The 23,235-nt window shown below is 59.3% G+C and carries 17 protein-coding genes and 3 pseudogenes; 7 read left to right on the top strand and 13 right to left on the bottom strand.

Annotated elements, in window-relative coordinates:
• Nucleotides 1-28 precede the first annotated feature (28 nt).
• Both DXA70_RS07285 and DXA70_RS07280 read right to left on the bottom strand, forming a co-directional pair.
• The gene (locus tag DXA70_RS07285; protein ID WP_128118072.1) at nt 29-898 is read right to left on the bottom strand and encodes a YitT family protein; all 870 of its coding nucleotides are present in this window, start codon (nt 896-898) and stop codon (nt 29-31) included.
• Between the two features lie 235 nt (nt 899-1,133).
• Nucleotides 1,134-2,003: a phosphoribosylaminoimidazolesuccinocarboxamide synthase gene (locus DXA70_RS07280; RefSeq protein WP_112115857.1), complete on the bottom strand. Its 870-nt coding sequence runs from the start codon at nt 2,001-2,003 to the stop codon at nt 1,134-1,136.
• Between the two features lie 433 nt (nt 2,004-2,436).
• On the opposite strand from DXA70_RS07280, the pseudogene DXA70_RS07275 reads away from it, so the two are divergent.
• The 5 genes and pseudogenes from DXA70_RS07275 (at nt 2,437) to DXA70_RS07255 (ending at nt 9,492) form a co-directional block, all read left to right on the top strand.
• Nucleotides 2,437-3,867: pseudogene (locus tag DXA70_RS07275) on the top strand (6-phospho-beta-glucosidase).
• A gap of 209 nt (nt 3,868-4,076) precedes the next feature.
• Nucleotides 4,077-5,072 carry a glycerophosphodiester phosphodiesterase family protein gene (locus DXA70_RS07270; RefSeq protein ID WP_128118071.1) on the top strand — a complete coding sequence of 332 codons (996 nt, stop codon included), beginning with the start codon at nt 4,077-4,079 and terminating at the stop codon, nt 5,070-5,072.
• A gap of 137 nt (nt 5,073-5,209) precedes the next feature.
• Nucleotides 5,210-5,716 (top strand): MarR family winged helix-turn-helix transcriptional regulator, encoded by a 507-nt coding sequence (locus DXA70_RS07265; protein WP_022257000.1) that lies wholly within the window; start codon nt 5,210-5,212, stop codon nt 5,714-5,716.
• Between the two features lie 98 nt (nt 5,717-5,814).
• Nucleotides 5,815-7,565 (top strand): annotated as a pseudogene (locus DXA70_RS07260) (ABC transporter ATP-binding protein).
• Nucleotides 7,565-9,492 (top strand): annotated as a pseudogene (locus DXA70_RS07255) (ABC transporter ATP-binding protein). Before DXA70_RS07260 ends, DXA70_RS07255 begins: the two co-directional pseudogenes overlap by 1 nt.
• A 76-nt stretch (nt 9,493-9,568) precedes the next feature.
• Here the strand turns inward: DXA70_RS07255 and DXA70_RS07250 are convergent.
• The 6 genes from DXA70_RS07250 to DXA70_RS07230 form a co-directional block, all read right to left on the bottom strand.
• Nucleotides 9,569-10,534: an alpha/beta hydrolase-fold protein gene (locus DXA70_RS07250; protein WP_158565145.1), complete on the bottom strand. Its 966-nt coding sequence runs from the start codon at nt 10,532-10,534 to the stop codon at nt 9,569-9,571.
• Complete coding sequence (locus tag DXA70_RS07245; RefSeq protein WP_128118069.1) at nt 10,492-11,040, bottom strand: hypothetical protein; 549 nt, start codon at nt 11,038-11,040, stop codon at nt 10,492-10,494. The genes DXA70_RS07250 and DXA70_RS07245 overlap by 43 nt, the downstream gene beginning before the upstream one ends.
• A 482-nt stretch (nt 11,041-11,522) precedes the next feature.
• Entirely contained in the window at nt 11,523-12,116 is a 594-nt protein-coding gene (locus DXA70_RS07240; RefSeq protein ID WP_128118068.1) for a VTT domain-containing protein, read from the bottom strand.
• A 156-nt stretch (nt 12,117-12,272) separates the two neighbouring features.
• Nucleotides 12,273-13,007: an exonuclease gene (locus tag DXA70_RS07235; RefSeq protein ID WP_243001206.1), complete on the bottom strand. Its 735-nt coding sequence runs from the start codon at nt 13,005-13,007 to the stop codon at nt 12,273-12,275.
• Nucleotides 13,004-13,285, bottom strand: a complete 282-nt coding sequence (locus tag DXA70_RS14335) for an exonuclease domain-containing protein (protein WP_243001205.1) — start codon at nt 13,283-13,285, stop codon at nt 13,004-13,006. Before DXA70_RS14335 ends, DXA70_RS07235 begins: the two co-directional genes overlap by 4 nt.
• 16 nt (nt 13,286-13,301) lie before the next feature.
• Nucleotides 13,302-14,123, bottom strand: a complete 822-nt coding sequence (locus DXA70_RS07230; protein WP_128118067.1) for a Cof-type HAD-IIB family hydrolase — start codon at nt 14,121-14,123, stop codon at nt 13,302-13,304.
• Nucleotides 14,124-14,536: 413 nt separating this feature from the next.
• On the opposite strand from DXA70_RS07230, the gene DXA70_RS07225 reads away from it, so the two are divergent.
• Together DXA70_RS07225 and DXA70_RS07220 are read left to right on the top strand one after the other, a co-directional pair.
• Entirely contained in the window at nt 14,537-14,818 is a 282-nt protein-coding gene (locus DXA70_RS07225) for a DUF6110 family protein (RefSeq protein ID WP_022256992.1), read from the top strand.
• 69 nt (nt 14,819-14,887) lie between these two features.
• A complete protein-coding gene (locus DXA70_RS07220; protein WP_243001204.1) occupies nt 14,888-16,990 on the top strand; it encodes a heavy metal translocating P-type ATPase in 2,103 nt (700 codons plus the stop codon).
• A gap of 65 nt (nt 16,991-17,055) precedes the next feature.
• Here the strand turns inward: DXA70_RS07220 and DXA70_RS07215 are convergent, their stop codons facing one another.
• The 5 genes from DXA70_RS07215 to DXA70_RS07195 form a co-directional block, all read right to left on the bottom strand.
• The gene (locus tag DXA70_RS07215) at nt 17,056-18,534 is read right to left on the bottom strand and encodes a UDP-N-acetylmuramoyl-L-alanyl-D-glutamate--2,6-diaminopimelate ligase (protein ID WP_128118066.1); all 1,479 of its coding nucleotides are present in this window, start codon (nt 18,532-18,534) and stop codon (nt 17,056-17,058) included.
• Between the two features lie 14 nt (nt 18,535-18,548).
• Entirely contained in the window at nt 18,549-19,910 is a 1,362-nt protein-coding gene (locus tag DXA70_RS07210; protein WP_243001203.1) for an FtsQ-type POTRA domain-containing protein, read from the bottom strand.
• A 249-nt stretch (nt 19,911-20,159) separates the two neighbouring features.
• Nucleotides 20,160-21,287, bottom strand: coding sequence for an undecaprenyldiphospho-muramoylpentapeptide beta-N-acetylglucosaminyltransferase (gene murG / locus DXA70_RS07205; RefSeq protein ID WP_128118064.1), 1,128 nt, complete (start codon nt 21,285-21,287; stop codon nt 20,160-20,162).
• Nucleotides 21,288-21,311: 24 nt separating this feature from the next.
• The gene (locus tag DXA70_RS07200) at nt 21,312-22,604 is read right to left on the bottom strand and encodes an FtsW/RodA/SpoVE family cell cycle protein (RefSeq protein ID WP_112115846.1); all 1,293 of its coding nucleotides are present in this window, start codon (nt 22,602-22,604) and stop codon (nt 21,312-21,314) included.
• A gap of 19 nt (nt 22,605-22,623) precedes the next feature.
• On the bottom strand, nt 22,624-23,235 hold a 612-nt coding region (locus tag DXA70_RS07195; RefSeq protein ID WP_128118063.1), incomplete at its 5' end, for a glycosyl transferase family 4.

Raw genomic sequence — 23,235 nt, 5'->3', positions numbered from 1 at the left:
CCCGGCTATATGCCGGGGCCCTGATCTTTTACGCATGATTGAAACCCTTGCCGAACACTTCGGTGGTACTCAGCATGGAGATGAACGCGTTGAGGTTTTCCTTATGGATAAACTCCTGCAGCTGGCCGGCCTCCCGGTTGGTGAGGGTGGTGTAGATCATATAATGGGGCTTATCGGTGTAGGCACCAAAGCAGGGAGTGTAGGTAGCGCCGCGCACCAGCTTGCGCATGACGAAATTACAGATGGGATCTTTGTCGTCACAGATGATGAGGATGGCCTTGCACATCTTGATCCGCTCCAGCACGGCGTCGATGACCAGCGATTTCACGGTCAGACCCACGAACGAATACAGTGCCGTGTACAGGTTAAAGACGAAGCAGGCCGCCACCACCATGAACAGGTCGGTGAGGAAAAGGGCTACGGCGATGCTGTGGATGTGGGTGTATTTTTCCACGATGAGGGCAATGACGTCCGTGCCGCCCGAGGAAGCACCTACATTGAAGAGCAGGGCCGAGGCAATGGCCGGCAGAGCGATGGCGAACAGCAGGTCCAGCATGGGCTGGTTGGAGAGGGAGCCGTGCATGGGGAAGAACTTTTCCAGGAACATCAGCTCCGCCGACATGACCACCGAGGCATAGCCTGTGGTCATGGCAAATTTTTTGCCCAGGAAGATGAGGCCCACCACCAGCAGGATCATGTTGGCCCAGGACGAGAACGCCGCAGCCGAGAGGGGGGTCAGCTTTGCCACCAGAGCTGCCGCACCGGTCACACCGCCAAAGACGAAGTTATTGGGGAATTTGAAGAAATACACACCAACGCTCATGATGGTGATGCTCAGGGTGATGATCGCGTACTGGCTGACGTACGCCATGATCTTTTCCCGCTTATTGTGTTCCATACCGTTTTTCCTTTCAGCGCCCCGGCGGGCGTTCTCCTCGTTTCACCGTATTTTGCAGGGTGTTTTGCCGCACACCCCATTTCACCTTGGCTATTGTAGCACGCCGCCCCCCGCCGCGCAACAAAAGAAGTGATTTTTCTGTAAAACGAAACTTTTTACGCCAAAAGCACCCGCTCCGTTTTCCACAGGGCGGGTGCTTTGCGGTTGAAAGTTTGTTTTTGAAAATCAGCAGTTCTTACAGCTTCTTGCCCGTGAGCATCTCATAGGCTTCCTCATACTTGGCAATGGTCTTGTCAATGATGTCCTGCGGCAGGTTGAAATCGCTGTCGGGGTTGGCCTTGAGCCAGTTGCGGACAAACTGCTTGTCGAACGAGGGCTGTCCGTGGCCTGCCTCGTAGCCCTCCAGCGGCCAGAAGCGAGAGGAATCCGGGGTGAGCATCTCGTCGCCCAGGATCACATTGCCCTCTTCATCCAGGCCGAACTCAAACTTGGTGTCGGCAATGATGATGCCGCGGCTCAGGGCATACTCGGCGCACTTCTTGTACAGGGCAATGGTGTTGTCCCGCAGCTTGGTGGCGTACTCCTCGCCCTTGCCGGGGAAGAGCTTTTCCAGCACGGTGATGCTCTGCTCAAAGGTGATGTTCTCATCGTGGTCGCCCAGCTCTGCCTTGGTGGAGGGGGTGTAGATGGGCTCCGGCAGCTTCTGGGACTCTTTCAGGCCCTCGGGCAGCTTGATGCCGCAGGCAGTGCCGTTCTCCTGGTAGCTGGCCCAGCCGCTGCCGGTGATGTAGCCGCGCACGATGCACTCGATGGGCAGCATGGTCAGCTTGCGGCACATGGTGCACTTGCCCTCAAACTCGGGCTGCTGGAAATACTCCGGCATATCCTTATTGTCCACGCTGATGAGGTGGTTGGGCACCACATCACGGGTGTAATCAAACCAGAACTTGCTCATCTGGGTGAGCACTTTGCCCTTGTTGGTGATCTTATTTTTCAGGATGTAATCAAACGCAGAGATGCGGTCCGTGGCAACCATGATGAGGCTGTCGCCATTGTCGTAAATTTCGCGGACTTTGCCTTCCTTGATGGGCTTAAACTCTGTCATAGCAAAACACTCCTATTTCTTGTGTAAACCTCTCCGTCGCTTCGCGCCAGCTCTCCTGTCCGGAGAGCCTTTGGCAAAGAGAGAAAGCCTTGCGGTACGCCAGGGTCACCCCGGTCAGGGGAGGTGTCACCGCAGGTGACAGAGGGGTTTTGTTTTCAGCTTCCATCAATATCTTATCACAGAACCTGTCCGTTTGGAAGAAACAGAATCCAAGGAAAATGCCCTCATTTTTCGGTTTTCTTCGTGAAAATTGCTAAAAATCAGCTTCGTTTTTCGTCGTATCGACGACAAAAGTCGTACTTTCCCCCGGTTTTCCCGGCCAGCAGTGCCAAAACCGCGGGCCGATTTTTGTACAAAGCGTGACTGGACACGCCGCCGGGAGATGGGGTATAGTGGTAGCAGAAGAATTTTTCACAAACAGGAGGGCATTTTTATGGGCAGATTTCCAAAGGATTTCTTATGGGGCGGTGCCACCGCCGCCAACCAGTGCGAGGGCGCATACAACGAGGGCGGGCGGGGCCTGTCCAGCGTGGATGTGGTGCCGTTCGGCCCTGATCGCTTCCCCGTGGCCATGGGCACACTGAAGATGCTGGACTGTGACGCCGGGCACTTTTACCCCTCCCATGAGCCATCGACATGTACCACCATTATAAAGAGGACATCGCCCTCTTTGCGGAGATGGGCTTCAAATGCTACCGGCTCTCCATCGCCTGGACCCGCATCCTGCCCCACGGCGACGATGCCGAGCCCAACGAGGAGGGGCTGAAATTTTACGAGAGCCTTTTTGACGAGTGTCACAAATACGGCATTGAGCCGCTGGTCACTCTCTGCCACTTCGACACCCCCATTGCACTCATCCAAAAATACGGCGGCTGGAAAGACCGCCGGATGGTGGACGCCTACACCCACTACTGCGAGGTTCTGTTCCGCCGCTTTGCGGGCAAAGTGAAATACTGGCTGACATTCAATGAGATCAACATGCTGCTCCACATGCCCTTTATGGGGGCCGGCCTGCTGTTTGAGCCGGGTGAAAACGTGCTGCAGACCAAATACCAGGCCGCCCACCATGAGCTGGTGGCCAGCGCCAAAGCCGTCCAGCTGGCCCACAGGCTGATGCCCGGGGCCATGGTGGGTTGTATGCTGGCGGCAGGCCAGTATTACCCCCGCACCTGTGCCCCCGCCGATGTGCAGGCCGCGGCCGACGCCGACCGGGACAATTATTTCTTCATTGATGTCCAGTCCCGGGGCGAATACCCGGTCTGGGCCAAAAAGAAGATGGAGCGGGCCGGCATCCAGCTCCGGATGGAGCCGGGCGACGAGGCCCTGCTGAAAGAGGGCGTGGTGGACTTCATCTCGTTCAGCTACTATTCCAGCCGCTGTGTCACGGTGGACAAGGCCCTGCTGGGCGATGCCGACGGCAACGCCGTGACAGGCGCTGCCCGCAATCCCTACCTCAAGGCCAGCGAGTGGGGCTGGGCCATCGACCGGTGGGCCTGCGCATCACCATGAACAGCCTGTACGACCGCTACCAGAAGCCGCTCTTTGTGGTGGAGAACGGCCTGGGTGCCGTGGACACCGTGGAACCGGACGGCTCCATCCACGACAGCTACCGCATCGACTACCTGCGGGCCCACATTGAGCAGATGGAAAAAGCCATCAACGAGGACGGCCTGCCCCTGATGGGCTACACCACCTGGGCCCCATCGATCTGGTGTCTGCCTCCACGGGCGAGATGAAAAAGCGCTATGGCTTCATCTATGTGGACAAGGATAACGAGGGCAAGGGTACCCTCAAGCGGAGCCGGAAAGACAGCTTTTACTGGTACAAAAAGGTCATCGCGTCGGACGGCGAGGACCTGGCCTGAGCGTGGTTTTGCAAACCAAACAAAATTCACATTTTGTTGATTGACGCCGCCCATAAAAACGTGTATGATGAGACAATGTATGGCAAACCAACTTTTGAACGCGTCGGTAACATCGTTGGTTTGCATATCGCAAATATGTCGTTTCGTGATACGATATTTTTAAAATCGCGATCAAATCATTGTAATATCGTAATATAAGGAGCAGTTGTATGCGTCCCCTCATCATAGCACACCGCGGTGCCTCCAACCTGGCACCGGAAAACACACTGGCGTCGTTCCGGCTGGCCAAGGAGCTGGGTGCCGACGGCATCGAGTGCGATGTCCAGCTCACCAAGGACCACAAGCTGGTCATTGCCCACGATTTCTTCACCGATGCGCACACCGGCGTCAAGGGCGATATCTACGATATGACCTTTGACGAGCTGCGCCAGCTGGACTTTGGCAAGTGGAAGAGCCCCGAGTACGAGGGCGAGAAGATCCCCACCATCGAGGAAGTGCTGGACCTCGGCAAAGACATGAAGATGATGCACATTGAGCTCAAGCCCTATCTGGACCGGGATGCCGATTTCCCGGAGCGGGTCATCGACGCGGTGGTCAACGCGCACATGGAGGATAAAGTCATCCTCACCTCGTTCCAGTACGGCCTGCTGGGCCGCATCAAGGAGCTCCGGCCCGAGATCCGCACCGCAGCCCTCTTCCTGAACACGGAGTCCTCCCTCTGCCCGCCCACAGCCCTGTGGGAAGATCTGGGCCTGACCAACGGCGACCCGCTGCTGGAAGAGCTCTCCGGCCCGCAGGGGCTGGAAAAGGCCGTCTCCATCGTGGAGAATCCGGACTCGGTGGACGAGGAGAACGGCCTGCTGGTGCGCTACCTCAATGACCGCCTGACCGCCCTCTACTCCAACTACCCGGGCAAAAACCTGGTGGAGATCTTACAGCAGTACTATTACCAGACCGATATGCTCAAGTATGTCTCCCAGTTTGATTTCCCGCTGGACTATGTCGGCCCGGAGTACCACGTCTGCTTCCGGGACACCACCCTGCTCCAGCGCGCGGTGGAGATGGGCTACCATGTGGCCCCCTGGCCCGTGGGCGACGAGAGCCGCCGGGACCTGCGCAGTGTCCTCAAGCAGAACCCGGAGATCATCGTGACCAACAAACCCGAGATCGTCATGGCGATTTTGCAGGGCCAGAAAGCACAATAACGATATTTTCAGAGAAAAAGCTCCCCGCTGGGGAGCTTTTTCTCTTGACATTTCCTTTCTCACGCCTATAATTGTACTGTATCAAACAGTTTTATTTGAAACAGTTTAGTTTCAAAACGATCCAAAGGGTGATTCTTATGTTGACCGATTTTAAAACAGTGCATCCCGGCTGCTGCCCTCCCCACGACAACCCGCCCTGGGAGCCGCCGCAGGTCATCCCGGCCCAGATCCGCCGGGTAAACAACCTCATCTTCCGCAAGATCAACGCGTTCTCCCGGGCAAACGGGCTGGAACAGGGCACGCCCATGCATGGGTGGATCGTGGAATATCTCTACTCCCATCAGAGTGAGCCGGTCTTCCAGCGGGACATCGAGCGGGATTTTTCCATTACCCGCTCCACCGTGACCAACATTCTGCAGCTGATGGAGCGCAAAGGCTACATTGAGCGCCAGAGCGTCCCCCAGGACGCCCGGCTCAAAATGCTGGTGCTGACGGCCAAAGGCCTGGAATTTCACGAAAAGACCATGCTCTCCCTCCATCAGACCGACGAATTTGTAGCTGGGCTGCTGACAGAGGAAGAAAACACCGAGCTGCTCCGACTGCTCAACAAACTCAAGAACGGGCTGAATGATTCACAAATATGAACTTTTTCCGAAACCTTTTTGAATTGCATTGACATTCAAAAAGTTCTGTATAGAATTGTTCTGTACCAAACAAAATCAATCACAGGAGGAAACTACAGATGATCAAAAAGTTAGCGTCACATCTAGCGAGTACAAACGCTCTGCCATCGTGACGCCTCTCCTTTCCGCGCTGGAAGCGATCATGGATATCCTGCTTCCCACCATCATGGCGTTCATCATCGATCAGGGCATCGAGAAGAGCGATATGAACGCCATCCTCAAATATGGTCTGCTCACGTTCCTGGTGGCTGCTTTCGCGCTGCTGCTGGGTGTGCTGGCGGGCCGCTTTGCCGCCGATGCTTCCACGGGCTTTGCAGGCAATCTGCGCGACGCCATGTATGAGAGCATCCAGCATTACTCGTTCTCCAACATCGACAAATTCTCCACCGCCGGCCTTGTCACCCGTATGACCACCGACGTGACCAACGTGCAGAACGCGTTCCAGATGATCGAGCGGATGTGCGTGCGCGCCCCGGTGCATCTGGTGTTTGCCCTGTTCATGGCCTGCATGATCGGCGGCCCGCTGGCCCTGATCTTTGTGGTGGCCGTGGTATTCCTGCTGGTGGTGCTGGCTTCCATCATGGTGCCCACGTTCAAAATTTTTGACCGCGTGTTCAAAAACTACGATAACCTGAACGCCTCCGTGCAGGAGAACGTTTCGGCCATCCGCGTGGTCAAGAGCTTTGTCCGCGAGGGCTTTGAAAACGAGAAGTACACCAAGGCCTGCGAGAGCCTGTACAACCAGTTCGTCAACGCGGAGAGTCGCCTGAGCTTCAATAACCCCGCCATGCTCACCGCCATTTACGGCTGCAACATCGCCCTGAGCTGGTTCGGCGCCAAGTATGTCCTGCACGGCGCCATCACCACCGGCCAGCTCAACGCCCTGTTCGGCTACATCATGAACATTCTCATGGCTCTGATGATGCTGAGCATGGCGTTCGTCATGATCGCCATGTCCGCCTCTTCCGCCAAGCGTATCGTGGAAGTGCTGGACGAGAAGACTGACCTGCCCCCGGCCAAGAACCCCGTGCAGCAGGTGGCCGACGGCTCCATTGAGTTTGAGCATGTTTCTTTTCAGTATAAGCACGGCTCCGGCCAGCCGGTGCTGAATGATATCACGTTCTCCCTCAAACCCGGCGAAACGCTGGGCATCATCGGCGGCACGGGCAGCGCGAAATCCAGCCTGGTGCAGCTCATTCCTCGCCTGTACGACGCCGAGACCGGCACCGTCAAGGTCGGCGGCGTGGACGTGAAAGATTACAACCTTGATGTCCTCCGCCATGAGGTCTCCATGGTACTGCAGAAGAACGTGCTGTTCTCCGGCACCATCCTGGATAACCTGCGCTGGGGCAACGAGAACGCCAGCGAGGAAGAGTGCATCCGGGTGGCAAAGCTGGCCTGCGCCGATGAATTCATCGAGCGCTTCCCCGATCAGTACAACACCTGGATCGAGCAGGGCGGCAGCAACGTCTCCGGCGGCCAGAAGCAGCGCCTGACCATTGCCCGCGCCCTGCTGCGCAAACCCAAGGTCCTGATCCTCGATGACTCCACCAGCGCCGTGGATACCGCCACGGACGCCAAGATCCGCAAGGCGTTCCGGGAAGAGATCCCCGGCACCACCAAGATCATCATTGCACAGCGCATCTCCTCGGTGCAGGATGCTGACCGCATCCTGGTGCTGGACAACGGCCAGATCAACGGCCTGGGCACTCATGAGGAGCTGCTGAAGACCAACGCCATTTATCAGGAAGTCTACAGCAGCCAGACCCAGGGCAGCGGCGACTTCGACAAGCAGGGAGGTGAGCAGTAATGGCGCAGGAAAAAGCAAAAGTGGTTCACGGCCCCGGCCCCCGCGGCGTCGGCGGCCCGCGCCCCAAAGTAGAGAACCCGGGCAAGCTGCTCAAGCGGATCATGGGGGAGGTATTCAGGCACTACCTGCCCCACTGCATCATCGTGCTGTTCTGCATCGTGGCAAGTGCCATGGCAAATGTGCAGGCCAGCCTGTTTTTGCAGACGCTGGTGGACGATTACATCGTCCCCATGACCCAGCAGGCCAACCCTGATTTTGCTCCCCTGCTGGGCGCTCTGCTCAAGGTGGGCTGCATCTATCTGGTGGGCATCATCGCCGCCTGGTGTAATTCCCGCATCATGGTCAACGTGACCCAGGGCACCCTGCGCAACCTGCGCGTCCAGCTCTTCACCCACATGGAGAGCCTGCCCATCAAGTATTTTGACCAGCACCCCCACGGTGATATCATGTCCGTTTACACCAACGATGTGGACACCCTGCGCCAGATGCTCAGCCAGAGCATCCCGCAGCTCATCTCCAGCGCCATCACCATCGTTTCCGTCTTTGTCAGCATGTGTATGCTGGACATCCGTCTCACCGTCGTCACCATGTTGATGGTAGCCCTGATGCTCTTCACCACCAAGAAGATCACCTCCCAGAGCGGCAAATACTTCATCGCCCAGCAGCGTGACCTCGGCAAGCTGAACGGCTATATCGAGGAAATGATGGAGGGCCAGAAAGTCGTCAAGGTGTTCACCCACGAGCAGAAAACTCTGGCCGGTTTCCGGGAGCTGAACGATAAGCTGAAAGACAGCGCCAAGCAGGCCAACAGCTACGCCAACATCATCATGCCCGTCACGGCCAGCTGGGCAACGTGAGCTACGCCGTCTGCGCTCTGGTGGGCGCGGCTATGGCCGTGGGCAATGTGGGCGGCATGACGCTGGGCACTGTCATGGCGTTCCTGGCCCTGAACAAGAGCTTCAACATGCCCATCAGCCAGGTGTCCATGCAGGCCAACAGCATCATCATGGCACTGGCCGGTGCCGAGCGTATCTTCAAGATGATGGATGAGCCCAGCGAGGCCGATGAGGGTTATGTCACCCTCGTCAACGCCAAGTACGACCGGGACGACAACCTGGTGGAGACCAAGGAGCGGACGGGCATCTGGGCCTGGAAGCACCCCCACCACGACGGCACCACCACCTACCACAAGCTGGCCGGTGACATCACCTTTACGGGTGTTGATTTCGGCTATGTGCCCGAGAAGACCGTCCTGCACGGCATCAACCTGTACGGCCGCCCGGGCCAGAAGATTGCCTTTGTCGGCTCCACCGGTGCCGGCAAGACCACCATCACCAACCTCATCAACCGCTTCTACGATATCTCGGACGGCAAGATCCGCTACGACGGCATCAACATCCAGAAGATCCGGAAGAGCGACCTGCGCCGCTCTCTGGGCATCGTGCTGCAGGATACCCACCTGTTTACCGGCACGGTCATGGAGAACATCCGCTATGGCCGTCTGGACGCCTCGGATGAGGAGTGCGTCGCGGCCGCCAAGCTGGCCAACGCCGATGGCTTCATCCAGCGCCTGCCGGATGGTTACAACACCATGCTGACCGGCGACGGTGCCAACCTGTCTCAGGGCCAGCGCCAGCTGCTGGCCATCGCCCGTGCCGCGGTCGCTGACCCGCCGGTGCTGATCCTGGACGAGGCAACCTCCTCCATTGATACCCGCACCGAGGCGCTGGTCCAGCGCGGCATGGACGGCCTGATGTACGGCCGCACCAGCTTCGTCATCGCCCACCGCCTGTCCACGGTCCGCAATGCAGACTGCATCGTGGTCCTGGAGCAGGGCCGCATCATTGAGCGCGGCAGCCATGATGAGCTGATCGCCAAGAAAGGCAAGTACTATCAGCTCTACACCGGCAACCTGGCCGAGAATTGATCAGACCTGAAAAGGGGCTGTTGCAAAAAACGCAACAGCCCCTTTTTATCATTTGCTTTTTATATTCTGTCCGAAATTATTTCCACAGGAAGTTCTCCGCTGCATTTGCAAAGGTCAGCTGCCAGCACTCCCAGTCATGGGCGGCGGGCACCTGCAGATAGGTATAGTCCAGACCCAGTTCGCTCAGATTTTTGCCAAAGGTCTTAACAGGCTCCTGGCCAAAGTCCCAGTTTCCGGCAGCAAGCATGATCTTCGGCTTCACCGTCAGAGAGGACAAATGCTTGCGCACGCTCGGATCGGTAATGCCCGCTACGCCGCCAAAAGAACCATCCACATTCGCGTAGCTCCAGACGCCATAGTAGCCAAACAGCTCTGTATGGTGCATCAGCATATTACTGGTGGTAGAGCCGCCCATGGACAAACCTGCATAAGCACGACCCTCTGCCGTGGTGCTGACATGATAGTGGCTCTCCACATAGGGCATGATATAATGGATCTGATCTGTCTCGATGTCAGAGTACTTCCAATTGGGTCCGGAGTGGCCTGCCCCCTGACCATACTGCTGGTTGTTCATTGTGACAACGATAAACGGCTCTGTCTTTCCCTCTGCGATCAGGTTGTCCAAAATATTGGGCACGTCGCCCTCATTCATCCAGCGCAGCTCGTCACCATAGATATCACCGGACGTACCATGAGACAGATACAGCACTTTATAAGGCTCTGTGCGGTTCGCATCATAACCCGCTGGCAGATACACGGCCAGACCATGCTCCGTGCTGTCTGCCCCGATGTAAGAAACGGTCTGTACCGTTCCGCGCTTGCCTGCATCCGCCTGCGGCAGTTCCACCGAGCGGTCTGCCCACTCACTGGTGCCCTGCTTGGCCGCATCATACGGGACATAGACCATACTGGACAGACTGCGGATCCCCGTTGCCGAGTTGGTCATCGTCGGATTGATGGGATCGTCCAGCCGCGCGATCTGGTCGCCATTCGCTGCAGTCACACGGAAGTTATAGACGAACGCGCCGCTTGACAGCGGCATCTGTACTCCCCAGCGGCCATCCGCAAATTTTTCCATTTCCACATAGTAAGTGGTATCACCGTTGCCGCCGGCGGGAGCCAGACCTGCTGCATACTGATATGGAGTGGAGGCCAGAGAAGCGTCAATGCTGCCTGCCGTACACTGGCCGGGTCGAACAGCATAAAGCAATCACTGTACAGCTCCACCTTGGTCAGCGGGTTTTCCGTCGTATTGATCGTCAGACCAGCGTTGGAAGTATAGCTCTTCTGCTCTTTGTAAATAAAAGTGACGGTATAACCAGTGGGCGAGTTCTCGTCTTTCTCGACGGTAACGCCTGGCTTGTACTTGGCATACACGCTCTTATTGAACAGTTTGATTCTGGTATTTTCTGCCCAATTCGCAATGGAAGCTGCCGAGATGCAGTTTTCTTCCTCTGCTGGTGCCGCTGCCATTGCGGCAGTCGTTCCGCTCAATGCCATAGACAGCACCAGAGCGGAAGCAATGGTCGTTTTCACAACACGGTTCATCGTTCTTCTCCTTTTCAAATCCAGTTTCAATTTCCGCGATGATCGATCGTGTAACAGGATCCTCCTTTCTGTTTGAAAAATGATCCTTTCAAGGGCTTTGCTCGCGCCCTGAAATGATTCAAGGATTTCATGCAAGTTCTTTCTCGGCTTCTAAAAGTCCAAAGAAACAAGCTATAATGCACAATTGTATTTTTTATTGTAAGTTTTTTATGTTCACTTTTTTGTAACTCCGAAACTAATATATCACATCCCTGTTTGGCTTTACATCGACTTTTGTGATTCAATTCTCGCAAATCGTGATGGAAGTTTCGGGTTCTTTCCCTATTTTCCACAAAAAAAGACAGACTTTCTTGTGCGAAAAGTCTGTCTTTTTCCTATTTTTCCGAAGCAGTCCGCTTCTATCTCATCTGATCTATTGGAGTCTTTTCTGCCGGAGATCCGACAACACTGTAAGCCATCGCTCCATTGGGCTGCACCGCTTTTCAATTGATATCGTGCTTCTTGCAGAACTGCTTGCTCACCCAGTACATCCCGCCCCAGATGGCAATGGCCAGCACCAGATACCCCGGGTTGCGCAGGCTGCTCAGCAGCGATTGTCCGAACACGGCCATCATGCCAACCATGGCACCTTTGCCCAGCAGCACGGTGCGCAGATAGTGGCCCTCGTCCATGTCCGACATGCCAAAGGCAAAGTGCATGAACGAAGTGGGCGCAAAGGGCAGCAGGGCCAGCATAAACAGGGACGCCGTATCAAAGTGGTTCACCCACTGCTGCGCCCGTTCCAGCTTGCGGGAGCGGCTGGCCAGCTTCCAGAAAAACCGCTTGAACACCCGCCGCCAGAGCAGGAACATGATGGTGCCGCCTGCGGCCACCCCCATCCAGCTGTACAAAAAGCCCAGCACCCCGCCGTGAGCCGCCACATTGAGGGCCACAATGGCCACCAGCGGCAGCGGCGGGAAAAACGACTCCACCGCTGCCAGCAGGATGGGCACCAGCGGGCCCAGATTCTCAAACCCGGCCAGCAGGCCCTCCCAGAACTCCAGCTGCCCCAGCTGGTGGAACCATGTCCAGTCCATCACGCGTTCATCCTTTCCCGTTTCGCACATTCTATGCAGCTAGTATATCCAAATTCTATGACGGGGCTATGAACAGAATTTGAGCGTTTTTGCCTTTTTGCACCCGTCCTCTCCTTTTGTTACGGAAGAACGGTGGGTTTTCCTGCAAAATTTTTCTTATTTCGCGGCGTTTTTGGCGGCTTCTTCCGCCTGCTTTTCGGCCCGGGCACGCATCCGCTCGATCTGCTGGGTGCGCTGCTTGTGCCAGCGGGCCAGGCCCGCGTCGTCCGGCACCTGCACGCAGCGGGCAAAGCTCCAGTGCAGGCCGTCCCGCCGGGCCAGCTTGTACCGCTGCAGGACGCCCTTGCCTGCCTCGTTGCCGCTGCCCTGGCAGCGGGGGCACTGGGCCAGCGTATACCAGCTGTTGCTGCCCTTTTTCAGCCAGATCTCGTCCGGGGTCAGATCTTCTCCGCACACCGGGCACCGCGCCACGCTGATGGCGGGATCCATGCGCCAGGTAGATGGCTCCACATAGCCGCGGAAGACTTTGAAATCCCGGTAATCGCCGGGGGCCGGGCAGAGGCTCTGGTGCAGGGCCTCGTCCTCGGTGGGGTAGGCCGCCAGCCCGGCCCGCAGGTCCAGCTTGCGGCAGACATCGGCGGTATAGAGCGTGTCGGACAGGGCATCGTGGAACGGGCGATCCATCGGAATGCCCATCCGGGTGACGACACTCTCCAGTGTCATCCCCTCGCCCTCCTTGCGGGGGTGCTCCCGCAGGAAGACCTGCTGCAGATCATACCAGACGGTCGGGCGGCTCTCATCCAGATTGCACAGGAAGAGATTCTGCTTGAGCACCGGCACATCGTCCATGCCCCACTCCGCAAACTCGGCGTCCGGGCCGCACCACTTCATAAAGCGGCGCAGCCCTGCACAATGGGCTCGCCCCGGTCCAGGTCGGCCTGGGTCAGGCCCGTCACCTTGGCGATGTGGTGCTGTAATTTGCGGAAAATGCGGGGCCGGAGGTGGATGGAGAACGTATCCAGGACATTGGCGTCCTCGTCGATCTTCACCGCGCCGATCTCAATGATCTCGCCCCGGAATGTCTGCTGCACCCCGTGATAGTTGAATGTATACGGCTGGTAGCCGATGTTCCACTCCAAATCGAATAAAACCAGATTGCGCTGCGGCATTGTTGTGTCGTCCCTCTCAGTCCAAAATAAACTTCTCGATGGCTTCGGCCACGCCGTCGTGGTTGTTGTCGGCGGTGGTCACATCGCTGGCCACCGCTTTCACGGCGTCCTCAGCGTTCCGCATGGCAACGCCCGTGCCGGCAAAGGCCAGCATGGAGCGGTCATTCAGGCCGTCGCCGCAGGCCATGAGATTTTCGCGGGTCAGCCCCATCTTCTCCAGCAAAGCCCCCAGGCTGACGTCCTTGGCGACGCCCAGCGGCACGGCCTCGATGAAGAACGGGCTGGAGGGGTACAGGTCGATCTGCCCCTCAAACCGCTTTTTCCCCTCGGCGCAGACTTCGTCGCGGCGGGCGGGGTCCAGCGTGATGAGCATTTTGCAGATGGGGTAATCCACATAAGCCGCCAGATCCTCCACTTGGATCATGGGCAGGTGGCAGGTAAAGCCCTCTCGGGCCGCCCACTCGTCCTCCGGGCGCTCGGTGACAACGCCCTCTTTATTGTAAGTAAGAATGGCAATGTCCTGCTCCGCCGCAAAGGCGCAGAGCTTAGGCACCATGTCCGGGTCCAGCCGCTTCTGGTAAAGGGTCTCCCCCGTTGTGCAGTCGATGATGGCACCGCCATTGTAGGCCAGGATGCAGCCGCCCTTTTTGTCCAGCCCCAGATCCTTTGCCAGCGGCATGATGCCTGCCGTGGGGCGGCCGGAGGCCAGCACGATGGTCACGCCCTTTGCCACGGCGGCATCCAGTGCCGCGCGGGTGCGGGGAGTCACTTTCTTCTCGTCATTGGTCAGGGTGCCGTCCAAGTCCAGTGCCAGCACCCGGATATTCTTCTCGCTCATATCTTCCTCACTTCCGGGCAGTGTTGCCCGCCCTTTGGATGGTCGTTTTTCTCTCTTACGCTTTATTGTACAATGAAGCGCTGCCCCAGTGCAACCCTCCGGGCCGTATTTCGTTGATTTTTTTGTCCCCGGCGTGTTACAAAGCGTGGTTTGTTCAGCCATACAAACCGTGGTTTGTTATAAAAAACACGTAGGGATAGCGTTTTCTAACTACTTTTCGTAAAAAGTTAGCACGTCTTAATTTAACTCAAAACCCTTGAAAATTTGAAAAGCCGTGCTACAATATGGCCAGAAGTGGTCCTCCACTGCCCGGATTCGGCCTGTAGACATCGGGTAAGGGCAGGCAAGGCAGCCGCGGGGGCTCAAGACAGGCATTCCAGATGCCGAAATAAAAATAAGTGAGGTTTACAACTATGGTTGACGTGAAGAAGATCGCTCTGTTTGTTGGTGGTGTCGTGTTTGGTTCTGCCGGTTTCAAAGTGCTGGCAAGCAAGGATGCCAAGAAAGTTTACACCCAGACCACTGCCGCCGTCCTGCGCATGAAAGACTCCACCATGGAGACTGTCAATAAGGTCCAGGAGCAGGCCGGTGATATCCTGGCCGATGCAAAGGCCATCAACGAGGCCCGCGCTGCCGAGGCTGCACAGGAAGTCATCGAGGACGCTGCCGAGACTGAGGCAAAGACCGAGGAATAATCCCGCAGCTTCTGAGCCGCCTTCGGGCGGCTCTTTTTCATGAATCTGCACTAAAAGAGGTTATTACTGATGAAATGTACGATTTTACATGAAAGCCGGGGCCGGATGCGGGTGCATGTCCACGCTGTGCGGATGACCCTCCACCGTGCCGATGTGCTGGAAGCTTACCTGAACCATCAGGACAGCATCCACCACGCCACCGTGTATGAGCGGACAGGCGACGTGGTGCTGACCTACACCGGCAGCCGCAAGGAAGCCATTGCCCTGCTGGCCGGTTATAAATTTGATAACGCGGAGCTGGATGTGCTGGTCACCTCCAACGACAGCCGGAAGATCAACCGGGAATATCAGGATAAGATGTTCACCCTGGTGGCCGGCCACTACGCCCGCAGGCTGTTCCTGCCCGCTCCCATCGCAGCGGCCTACACCATCTGGCGCTCCATCGCGTTCGTCTGGAAAGGCATCCGCTGCCTGCTGCAGCGCAAGCTGGAGGTGGAAGTGCTGGATGCACTGAGCATCAGCGCCTCCATCCTGCGCAGCGATTTCAGCACCGCCAGCTCGGTGATGTTCCTGCTGAACCTGGGCTCCCTGCTGGAAGAGTGGACCCGCAAAAAGAGCCTCGATGATCTGGCCCGCAGCATGGCCCTGAACGTGGATAAGGTCTGGGTGCGTGCCGAGGGCGGCGAGGTCCTGGTGCCCCTGACGAAAGTCCACCCGGGCGACGAGATCGTGGTCCGCTCCGGCAACATGATCCCGCTGGACGGCACCGTTCTGGAGGGCGAGGCCATGGTGAACCAGGCCGCCCTGACCGGCGAGTCCATGCCGGTGCGCAAGGCTTCCGGTGCCACCGTTTACGCCGGCACTGTGGTGGAAGAGGGCGAATGCGTCTTTACCGCCAAGGCCGAGGGCGGCGCCAACCGTTACGACAAGATCGTCTCCATGATCGAGGAGTCCGAGAAGCTGAAGTCCAGCACGGAGAACCGCGCCCTGCAGCTGGCCGACCGTCTGGTGCCCTGGTGCCTGGCCGGTACCGTGGCCACCTACGCGCTGACCCGCAACGTGACCCGCGCCATCTCCATCCTGATGGTGGACTTCTCCTGCGCCCTCAAGCTCTCCATGCCGTTGGCCGTCCTCTCCGCCATGCGCGAGTGCGGCAACTACCACATCACCGTCAAGGGCGGAAAATATCTGGAAGCTCTGGCCAAGGCCGACACCATCGTGTTTGATAAAACGGGCACCCTGACCCACGCCACCCCGCAGGTGGTGCAGGTGGTTCCGTTCTCCAGCTATGAGGAGCGTGAGGTGCTCCAGCTGGCCGCCTGCCTGGAAGAGCATTTTCCCCACTCCATGGCCAACGCCGTGGTCCGTGCCGCCAGGGAGCGCGGCATCTCCCACGAGGAGATGCACTCCGAGGTGGAGTACATCGTGGCGCACGGCATCGCCAGCCGCGTGGGCGGTGAGCGGGTGGTCATCGGCAGCCACCACTTCGTCTTTGAGGATGAGCATTGCACCGTCCCCGCAGGCGAAATGGACAAGTTCAACGATCTTGACCCGCAGTATTCTCACCTCTACATGGCTGCTTCCGGCCAGCTGGTGGGCGTTATCTGCATCGCTGACCCGCTCCGCCCCGAGGCCGCCCAGGTGCTGCGCCAGCTGCGCAAACTGGGCATCTCCAACACCGTGATGATGACCGGCGACAGCGACCGCACCGCCGCTGCCATCGCCAAACAGGTGGGCGTGAACCAGTACTTTGCCGAGGTGCTGCCCGAGGATAAGGCTTCCTTTGTCCAGAAAGCCAAGGCTGAGGGCCACACCGTCGTCATGATCGGCGACGGCATCAACGACTCCCCTGCCCTCTCCGCCGCCGACATCGGCATTGCCATCCATTCGGGCGCTGCCATTGCCCGCGAGATCGCGGACGTGACCATCAAGGCCGACAGTCTGGAAGAGCTGGTGGCCCTCAAGGCCATTGCCAACCAGTTGCAGCGCCGGGTGAGCGCAAACTATCACTTTGTGCTGAGCTTCAACTCCACCCTCATCGTGCTGGGCGCCATGGGCATCCTGCAGCCGGCCACCAGCGCCATGCTGCACAACCTGTCCACCATTGGCATCAGCCTCAAGAGCATGACCAACCTCCTGCAGGAGGAGAGCGTGCCCCAGCTGAACGCCTGAATCTGAATTTACAAAAAATACCGCCGTGTCACACGACACAGCGGTATTTTTTATTGCTCGCAAATTTATTCCAGGCCGATCTGCCGGGCGTACTCTTCCAGCAGTTCCCGCTCCAGGAACGGGGTCTTGACGCCCTCGCGGTCACGGTAGGTCTCGTGGCCCTTGCCGATGACGGCGATCAGGTCGCCCTCCTGGGCGTGGTCCACCGCGTAGTGCAGGGCATCCAGCCGGTCCGGGATCTCGATGTACTTGGCGTCCGGGTTGCCCTTTTCCATGCCCACACGAATGTCCGCGATAATGTCTTCTACTTTCTCAAAGCGGTTGTTGTCCTCGGTGACGATGGAGAAATCCGCCATCTTGGCGCAGATCTCGCCCATGCCGTAGCGGCGCAGCTTGGAGCGGTTGCCGCCGCAGCCAAACACCACCACCAGCCGGTGGGGGTGGTAGGCCCGCAGGGTGGTAAGGAGGCTCTCGGTGGAGACTTCGTTGTGGGCGTAGTCCAGCAGGATGGTGAACCGCTTGCTGATGGGCACCAGCTCCACGCGGCCCTTGACCACGCACTTGCCCAGGCCCTCGTGGATGGCCTCATCCGGCAGGCCCAGCACCTTGCCCACGGCCAGGGCGGCCAGGGCGTTGTACACGCTGAACTCACCGGGCATGTTCACTTTCACGTCCATATCGTCCTTGCCGGAGACAGGGAACTGCACGCCCAGAAAATCGTGGGTACGGAGCAGCTGATACTCGCCTGCACGGTAATCAGCGGCCTCGCCGCGGCCATAGGTCACCAGCTGGCAGGTGTGGCCCTCCAGCAGGGCCTCGGTGTTGGCGTCGTCGATGTTGACCACGCCGATATCGCACCGCTGGAACAGCTTGCCTTTCCAGCCGCGGTATTCCTCAAAGGTCTTGTGCTCACCGGGGCCGATATGGTCCGGCGAAAGGTTGGTGAAGACGCCCACATGGAAGTGGATGCCCGCCACACGGTCCATCATCAGGCCCTGGCTGGAGACTTCCATCAATGCCGTATCACAGCCCGCGTCCAGGAACTGGCGGAACGTCTTCTGCAGCTCATAGCTCTCGGGCGTGGTGTTGGCCGTCTCCTTGTGGCGGCCCAGGAAGTAGATGCCGTTGGTGCCGATCATGCCCACCTTGCGGCCCGCGGCTTCCAGCACGCTCTTGATCATGTGGGTGGTGGTGGTCTTGCCCTTGGTGCCCGTCACGCCGATCATGGTCATCTGGCGGGAGGGGTTGCCGAACAGATTGGCGCTCATTTTCGCCATGGCGTAGCGGCTGCTCTCCACCTTGATGACATTGACGTCCGGCATGGCCGAGAGGTCGATATCGTGCTGGATGACCAGCGTATTGACGCCCTTTGCCACGCAGTCGGCGGCAAGATCATGGCTGTCCCGCTGGGTGCCCACGATACAGACGAACAGCAGGCCGGGCGCGGCTTTGCGGCTGTCGTAGATGATATCCTCGATTTCGGTCTCCAGGGTGCCCTGCACGAGGGTAAAGGGCACATCCTCCATCAGTTGTTCCAGTTTCATAAGTAATACACTCCTCATCCCTGATTGGTGGTTTCCTGATTTGCGGCTTCTTCCGTCGGCGGAGTTTCCGCTCCGGCCGCAGGGGCGGCCTCCGGCGCTGCCGACGTCTCCGCGGAGAGCTCAGCATCCGCCGGGGGATCCGCCTCAGCGGCGTCCGGGTTTTCCACCGGTGTTTCCTCCGGTGTGGAAACTTCCGGCACGAGATAGCCCGAGGGCAGGGTAGGTTCGCCCTGCGCAAAGCGGAATTTCCGGGTGCTGGACGCGCTCAGGTGGCTCAGGTCCAGCAGACCGGTATCGGTGGCGGCGCAGCCCTTGCCGTCCTGGTTGAGCAGGACATACTGGGCCAGCTTGAGCTTGTAATCCAGCTCATTCAGCGTGCCCAGCAGGACGCTGATGCGGTCCTGATACAAAAAGGCCATTTCCTCGGTGTCCGCAAACTCAATGCGGGTGGCGTCGCCCAGCATCCCGTAGCTGTCCAGTGCGGACATCAGCGTGTTGAGCGATTCCAGCCGTTGGTCGGTCTCCGCCTCTGTTTCCGAAGAAGCCGCGCTGTCGGCACTCTCTGAAGCGGCCGCACTGCTGGCGGCGGGGGCCGCGGCAAAGTCCAGCTGTTCGCCGGGCGTGGTAGACACCGGCTCCCCGCCGTAAAGGGTGGCAAGGCCCGCTGGCTGGGCGGCATCCTTGGACAGGATCTTCAGGCTGGCCGAGAGGGTCAGCCAGCCGCCCTCCACCTGCATGGCGTAGGTGGGCCGGGCTTCTGTCACCTGGACCACCACGGTGCCGGGGTACTGCCGCTCCACATGGATGAACTCCAGCATGGGGAAAGCTTTTTCCAGCTCCTTGGATTTCTGGCCCGGGTCAAAGCTGAAGATGTTCTCTTCGGTGTGGACGCCCAGCGCCTGCAAGATCTGCTCGCTGGCGTAGCCGCCCACCTCGGCCACCTGCGTGCCGTCCGCCGTCTGCACCTGAATGGAGCTGATCTTGAACAGCATGGTGACCGTGAGGTAAACGCCCGCCGCAATGACGCAGAGCAGCAGGGCAAAGGCGGTCAGACGGCGGATGATCCTGCGCCGCCGGATGGCCGCGCGGGTCAGCTTCCGCCTCTTTTTGCTCTCCCGGCGGCTGGGGCTGCGGAGGTTGGCCTCCGTGGGGCGCATCCGCCCGCTGGGGCCGTTTTTCGCGCCTCTGGAGGCTCCGTTCGCCGGGCGGGTGCTGCCATTCCCATTCCGGCCGCGGGCACAGTCCTGGGCGCTCCGGGAGCGGCCCGCGCCGTTCTGCCCGGCAGAGCCGGACATCTGCCTTCTGCCGGGGGAACTGGATGCTGTTATCTGCCCGGCGGGGCTGCTCATAGCGCACACTGCCGTTTGCAAAATCAATGGTCTGCTCCTGGTAGCCCTGCGGGCTGCCCCGGCGCTGAGAGGAGGCACGGCGGGCGTCCTGCGCCTGGTCATACACCCGGCGGCGGCCGGAAGCGTTGGAACGGCTGCGGCGGCGGGCTGTATTTCCCTGCGCCGGGTGGCTCTGGCTCCGGTCTGGATTCTGGCGGGCATCACGCCTGCGGTTCTGTGCCATGGGGCCTCCCCTCCTTTCCGTCTGATTTTATCACAAGTTGTCTCCCGGTGCAATTACGGGGTCTTGACCAGCTTGAGCAGGGCGTCTGCAATGCGGTCCAGGCTGTCGTCCACCGAGAGCTTCCGGGCGTTCTGGCCCATTTCAGCCAGCTTGCCGGGCTGAGCCAGCATGTCGGAAACGGTCTGCACCAGCTTTTCCCCGGTCAGGTCTTTTTCCTCAATGACCACGGCGGCCCCGGCTTTCTGCAGCTCGAGGGCGTTGTAATACTGGTGGTTCTCCGCCACATTGGGGCTGGGGATAAGGACTGCAGCGCGGCCCACGGCCTCCAGCTCGGCCAGCGTCAGCGCGCCGGCGCGGCTGATGACGAGATCGGCAGCCGCCAGCAGCTCCGGCATGTTGTTGATGTATTCTTTTACCACAAGGCTCTCGCCCGGGGCAAAGCCCTTTTCTTTTTCCAGATCCTGGAACAGTTCCACGCCGTACTGACCGGTGGCATGCAGGTGGAGCACCGGCTTTGCATTCTTCTGTTCCCAGGCGCAGAGGTCGGCCACCACTTCATTGACACGACGGGCACCCAAACTGCCGCCGAACGACAGGATGATCGTCCGGTCGCCCGCGCCCAGCTCGGCACGGATGGCGTCACGGTTCTTGGCCTGCGCAAACACCTCCGGGCGGACCGGGTTGCCCACCACGATGGTCTTTTCCGGGGCACCCAGCTTCTCCACGGCGGCGGGCACGGCGGCGAACACGATGTCCACATCCGGGGCCAGCAGTTTGTTGGTCACGCCGGGGAACGCGTTCTGCTCATGCAGGGCGGTCTTGATGCCCTGCTTGGCAGCGCAGCGCACCACCGGGCCGGAGACATAGCCGCCGCAGCCGATGACGAGGTCCGGCTGGATCTCTTTCATCATCTTTTTCGCCGTGGGCCCCGAGAGGGCCAGGTTCCACAGGGTGATGATGTTCCGCCGGATGTTGTTGAGCGAGAGTTTGCGCTGGAAACCCGTGATCTCAATGTGATGGAACGGGTAGCCCGCCTGGGTGACCAGGCGGTACTCCATGCCCTCTTTCCGGCCTGCAAAATGGATCTCAGCGGTGGGGTCGGCTTTTTTCAGGGCACCCGCAATGGCCAGCGCCGGGTTGATATGGCCGGCCGTGCCGCCGGCAGCGATCAGAACTTTCATACAATTTCCCTCCTGATAGGCCCATTACCGTTCCGGCTGGGCATTGCGTGCCGTATTCAGCACGATGGTTTTGGCTTTCCGCTGCTCTTCCCGCAAATGATGCAGGTTTTCCCGCTCCAGGCGGGCGCGCTCGCCGTTGCGGCCGATGTTGACCATAACGCCCATCTCGGCCAGCAGCAGGATCAGGCTCGTACCGCCCGAAGAGAAAAACGGCAGCGAAATGCCGGTATTGGGCAGGGTGTTGGTGACGACCGCGATGTTGCAAAACACCTGCCACGCGATCTGCGCCATGATGCCGATGCCCACTAAGGTGCAGTAGCGGTTCTCGGCGTGGAACGCCAGCCAGAACCCCTCCACCAGAAACAGCACAAACAGCAGGATGACCAGCACGGCCCCCACAAAGCCCAGCTCCTCACAAACCACGGAGAAGATGAAGTCGTTGTTGCTCTCTGGCAGCCAGAGCTGTTTTTCAATGCTGTTGCCAAGGCCGAGGCCGGTCACGCCGCCGGAACCGATGGCGTACAGGCTCTGCAGGGTCTGGTCCGTCATCTGGGAGAGGTCCTGCGTCCAGCCGTCGAGGCGGCTCTGCAGGTACGGGATGGAATCAATGTGCTGCAGCAGTGTCTCCAGCAGGAAAATGCCGGTAGCAGCCCCCGCCCAGGTGATGATGCCGCCGTTTCCGCCCAGCAGCAGGATGGTGCCCACGATGGCCGTGGTCAGCACGATGCCGGACATGTGGGGCTCCAGCACCAGCAGCGCCAGCACCAGCAGCAGGGGCAGCAGCGGAACGATGAGCTCCCGCACCAGACGCTGGTAGAGCCAGACGCTGGGCGGCACCCGGCGGTTGGAGCCGGGGTCCAGCTTTTCCAGCCGGGGGGCCTTGGCGGCCAGATGGGCCGTGAGCAGGATCATCTCAAACTTGGCGATCTCCGATACCTGCACCGTAAAGCCGCCGAACGAGATCCAGCGGCGGCAGCCGTTGAGCGGCGTGCTGAACAGCACCAGCACCAGCAGTACCAGACAGAGCAGATACCCCGGCCAGACCAGCTTGCGCAGAAAACGGTAGTCGATATAGGAAAACAGGGCCATGGCCACAACGCCAAGCCCCAGACAGAGCACCTGGCTGCGGATAAAGTGCAGGCTGTCGCCAAAGCGGAGGTAGCCTGTGGTGTAGCTGGCGCTGAACAGCATCACCAGCCCGAAGATCACGATGATGCCCAGCGTCGCCATCCAGTTGATGAGGAGCGTTGGCCAGGGGCCGGGGTCGCGCTGTAAGATGGAAAAAGGCTCCGCCTTTTTTCTGCGGATGGTCGCCATCTGCATTCCTCCCTCTGAATCAGCTGATCTTTGCCATCTGCATCGCCAGTGCGACGCCCAGCATGGCAAAGACACAGAACGTGTAAAAAATTGAGATGGGGGCACGGCCCCGCTTTTCCAGCCAGCGGTGGAGCGGCGCGGTGCCAAAGAGCTGCTTCCGGCCTTTTGACGCCTTATAGACCAGGATCTGCAGCGCCACCATGCCGCCCTCCAGCCAATAAGGCAGGCCCAGCGGCACACTCAGGCCCGGCCAACCGATACTCAACGGCACGCAGCCCAGCGCCCCGGCCAGGAACAGGCTGCCCACGCTGCCGGGCAGCAGCTTGGCAGGCGGGAAATTCCAGAGCAGGAGCGCCATCAGCGCCCCGGCCAATGCGGCAGGCAGCACCCCCAGCGGGAACCAGCCCAGAATGGTCATGGCTCCCATAAGGCCCAGCATCCCGAGAAACGCGCTCCCGCAGACCACGCCGTCCGCTCCATCGGCCACCCGGGCGCTCTCGGCAAGGCCGACGAGGAGCAGCCCCCACACGATGGGGGCCAGCACGCCCAGCTCGCAGTAACCAAGGCCGGGCAGTACCAGCCCGGTGGCAAGGCAGTGGTTGGCCGCCAGCAGCACCTGCACGGCGGCAGC

Source organism: Faecalibacterium sp. OF04-11AC (assembly GCF_003460645.1).
Taxonomy (GTDB): domain Bacteria; phylum Bacillota; class Clostridia; order Oscillospirales; family Ruminococcaceae; genus Faecalibacterium; species Faecalibacterium prausnitzii_I.
Note: the sequence above shows the minus strand (reverse complement) of the source record. Positions and strands in the feature narration are given on the sequence as shown.

What these genes read in the sequence shown, in the direction of transcription:
- DXA70_RS14335 (WP_243001205.1), bottom strand. Translation starts at nt 13,285, where the DNA reads ATGCCGCAGCGCAATCTGGTTTTATTCGATTTGGAGTGGAACATCGGC.
- DXA70_RS07230 (WP_128118067.1), bottom strand. Translation starts at nt 14,123, where the DNA reads ATGAGCGAGAAGAATATCCGGGTGCTGGCACTGGACTTGGACGGCACC.
- DXA70_RS07245 (WP_128118069.1), bottom strand. Translation starts at nt 11,040, where the DNA reads ATGAACCGTGTTGTGAAAACGACCATTGCTTCCGCTCTGGTGCTGTCT.
- DXA70_RS07250 (WP_158565145.1), bottom strand. Translation starts at nt 10,534, where the DNA reads ATGCCGCTGTCAAGCGGCGCGTTCGTCTATAACTTCCGTGTGACTGCA.
- DXA70_RS07235 (WP_243001206.1), bottom strand. Translation starts at nt 13,007, where the DNA reads ATGAAGTGGTGCGGCCCGGACGCCGAGTTTGCGGAGTGGGGCATGGAC.
- DXA70_RS07215 (WP_128118066.1), bottom strand. Translation starts at nt 18,534, where the DNA reads ATGAAACTGGAACAACTGATGGAGGATGTGCCCTTTACCCTCGTGCAG.
- DXA70_RS07240 (WP_128118068.1), bottom strand. Translation starts at nt 12,116, where the DNA reads ATGGACTGGACATGGTTCCACCAGCTGGGGCAGCTGGAGTTCTGGGAG.
- DXA70_RS07280 (WP_112115857.1), bottom strand. Translation starts at nt 2,003, where the DNA reads ATGACAGAGTTTAAGCCCATCAAGGAAGGCAAAGTCCGCGAAATTTAC.
- DXA70_RS07270 (WP_128118071.1), top strand. Translation starts at nt 4,077, where the DNA reads ATGCGTCCCCTCATCATAGCACACCGCGGTGCCTCCAACCTGGCACCG.
- murG (WP_128118064.1), bottom strand. Translation starts at nt 21,287, where the DNA reads ATGAAAGTTCTGATCGCTGCCGGCGGCACGGCCGGCCATATCAACCCG.
- DXA70_RS07225 (WP_022256992.1), top strand. Translation starts at nt 14,537, where the DNA reads ATGGTTGACGTGAAGAAGATCGCTCTGTTTGTTGGTGGTGTCGTGTTT.
- DXA70_RS07265 (WP_022257000.1), top strand. Translation starts at nt 5,210, where the DNA reads ATGTTGACCGATTTTAAAACAGTGCATCCCGGCTGCTGCCCTCCCCAC.
- DXA70_RS07220 (WP_243001204.1), top strand. Translation starts at nt 14,888, where the DNA reads ATGAAATGTACGATTTTACATGAAAGCCGGGGCCGGATGCGGGTGCAT.
- DXA70_RS07200 (WP_112115846.1), bottom strand. Translation starts at nt 22,604, where the DNA reads ATGGCGACCATCCGCAGAAAAAAGGCGGAGCCTTTTTCCATCTTACAG.
- DXA70_RS07285 (WP_128118072.1), bottom strand. Translation starts at nt 898, where the DNA reads ATGGAACACAATAAGCGGGAAAAGATCATGGCGTACGTCAGCCAGTAC.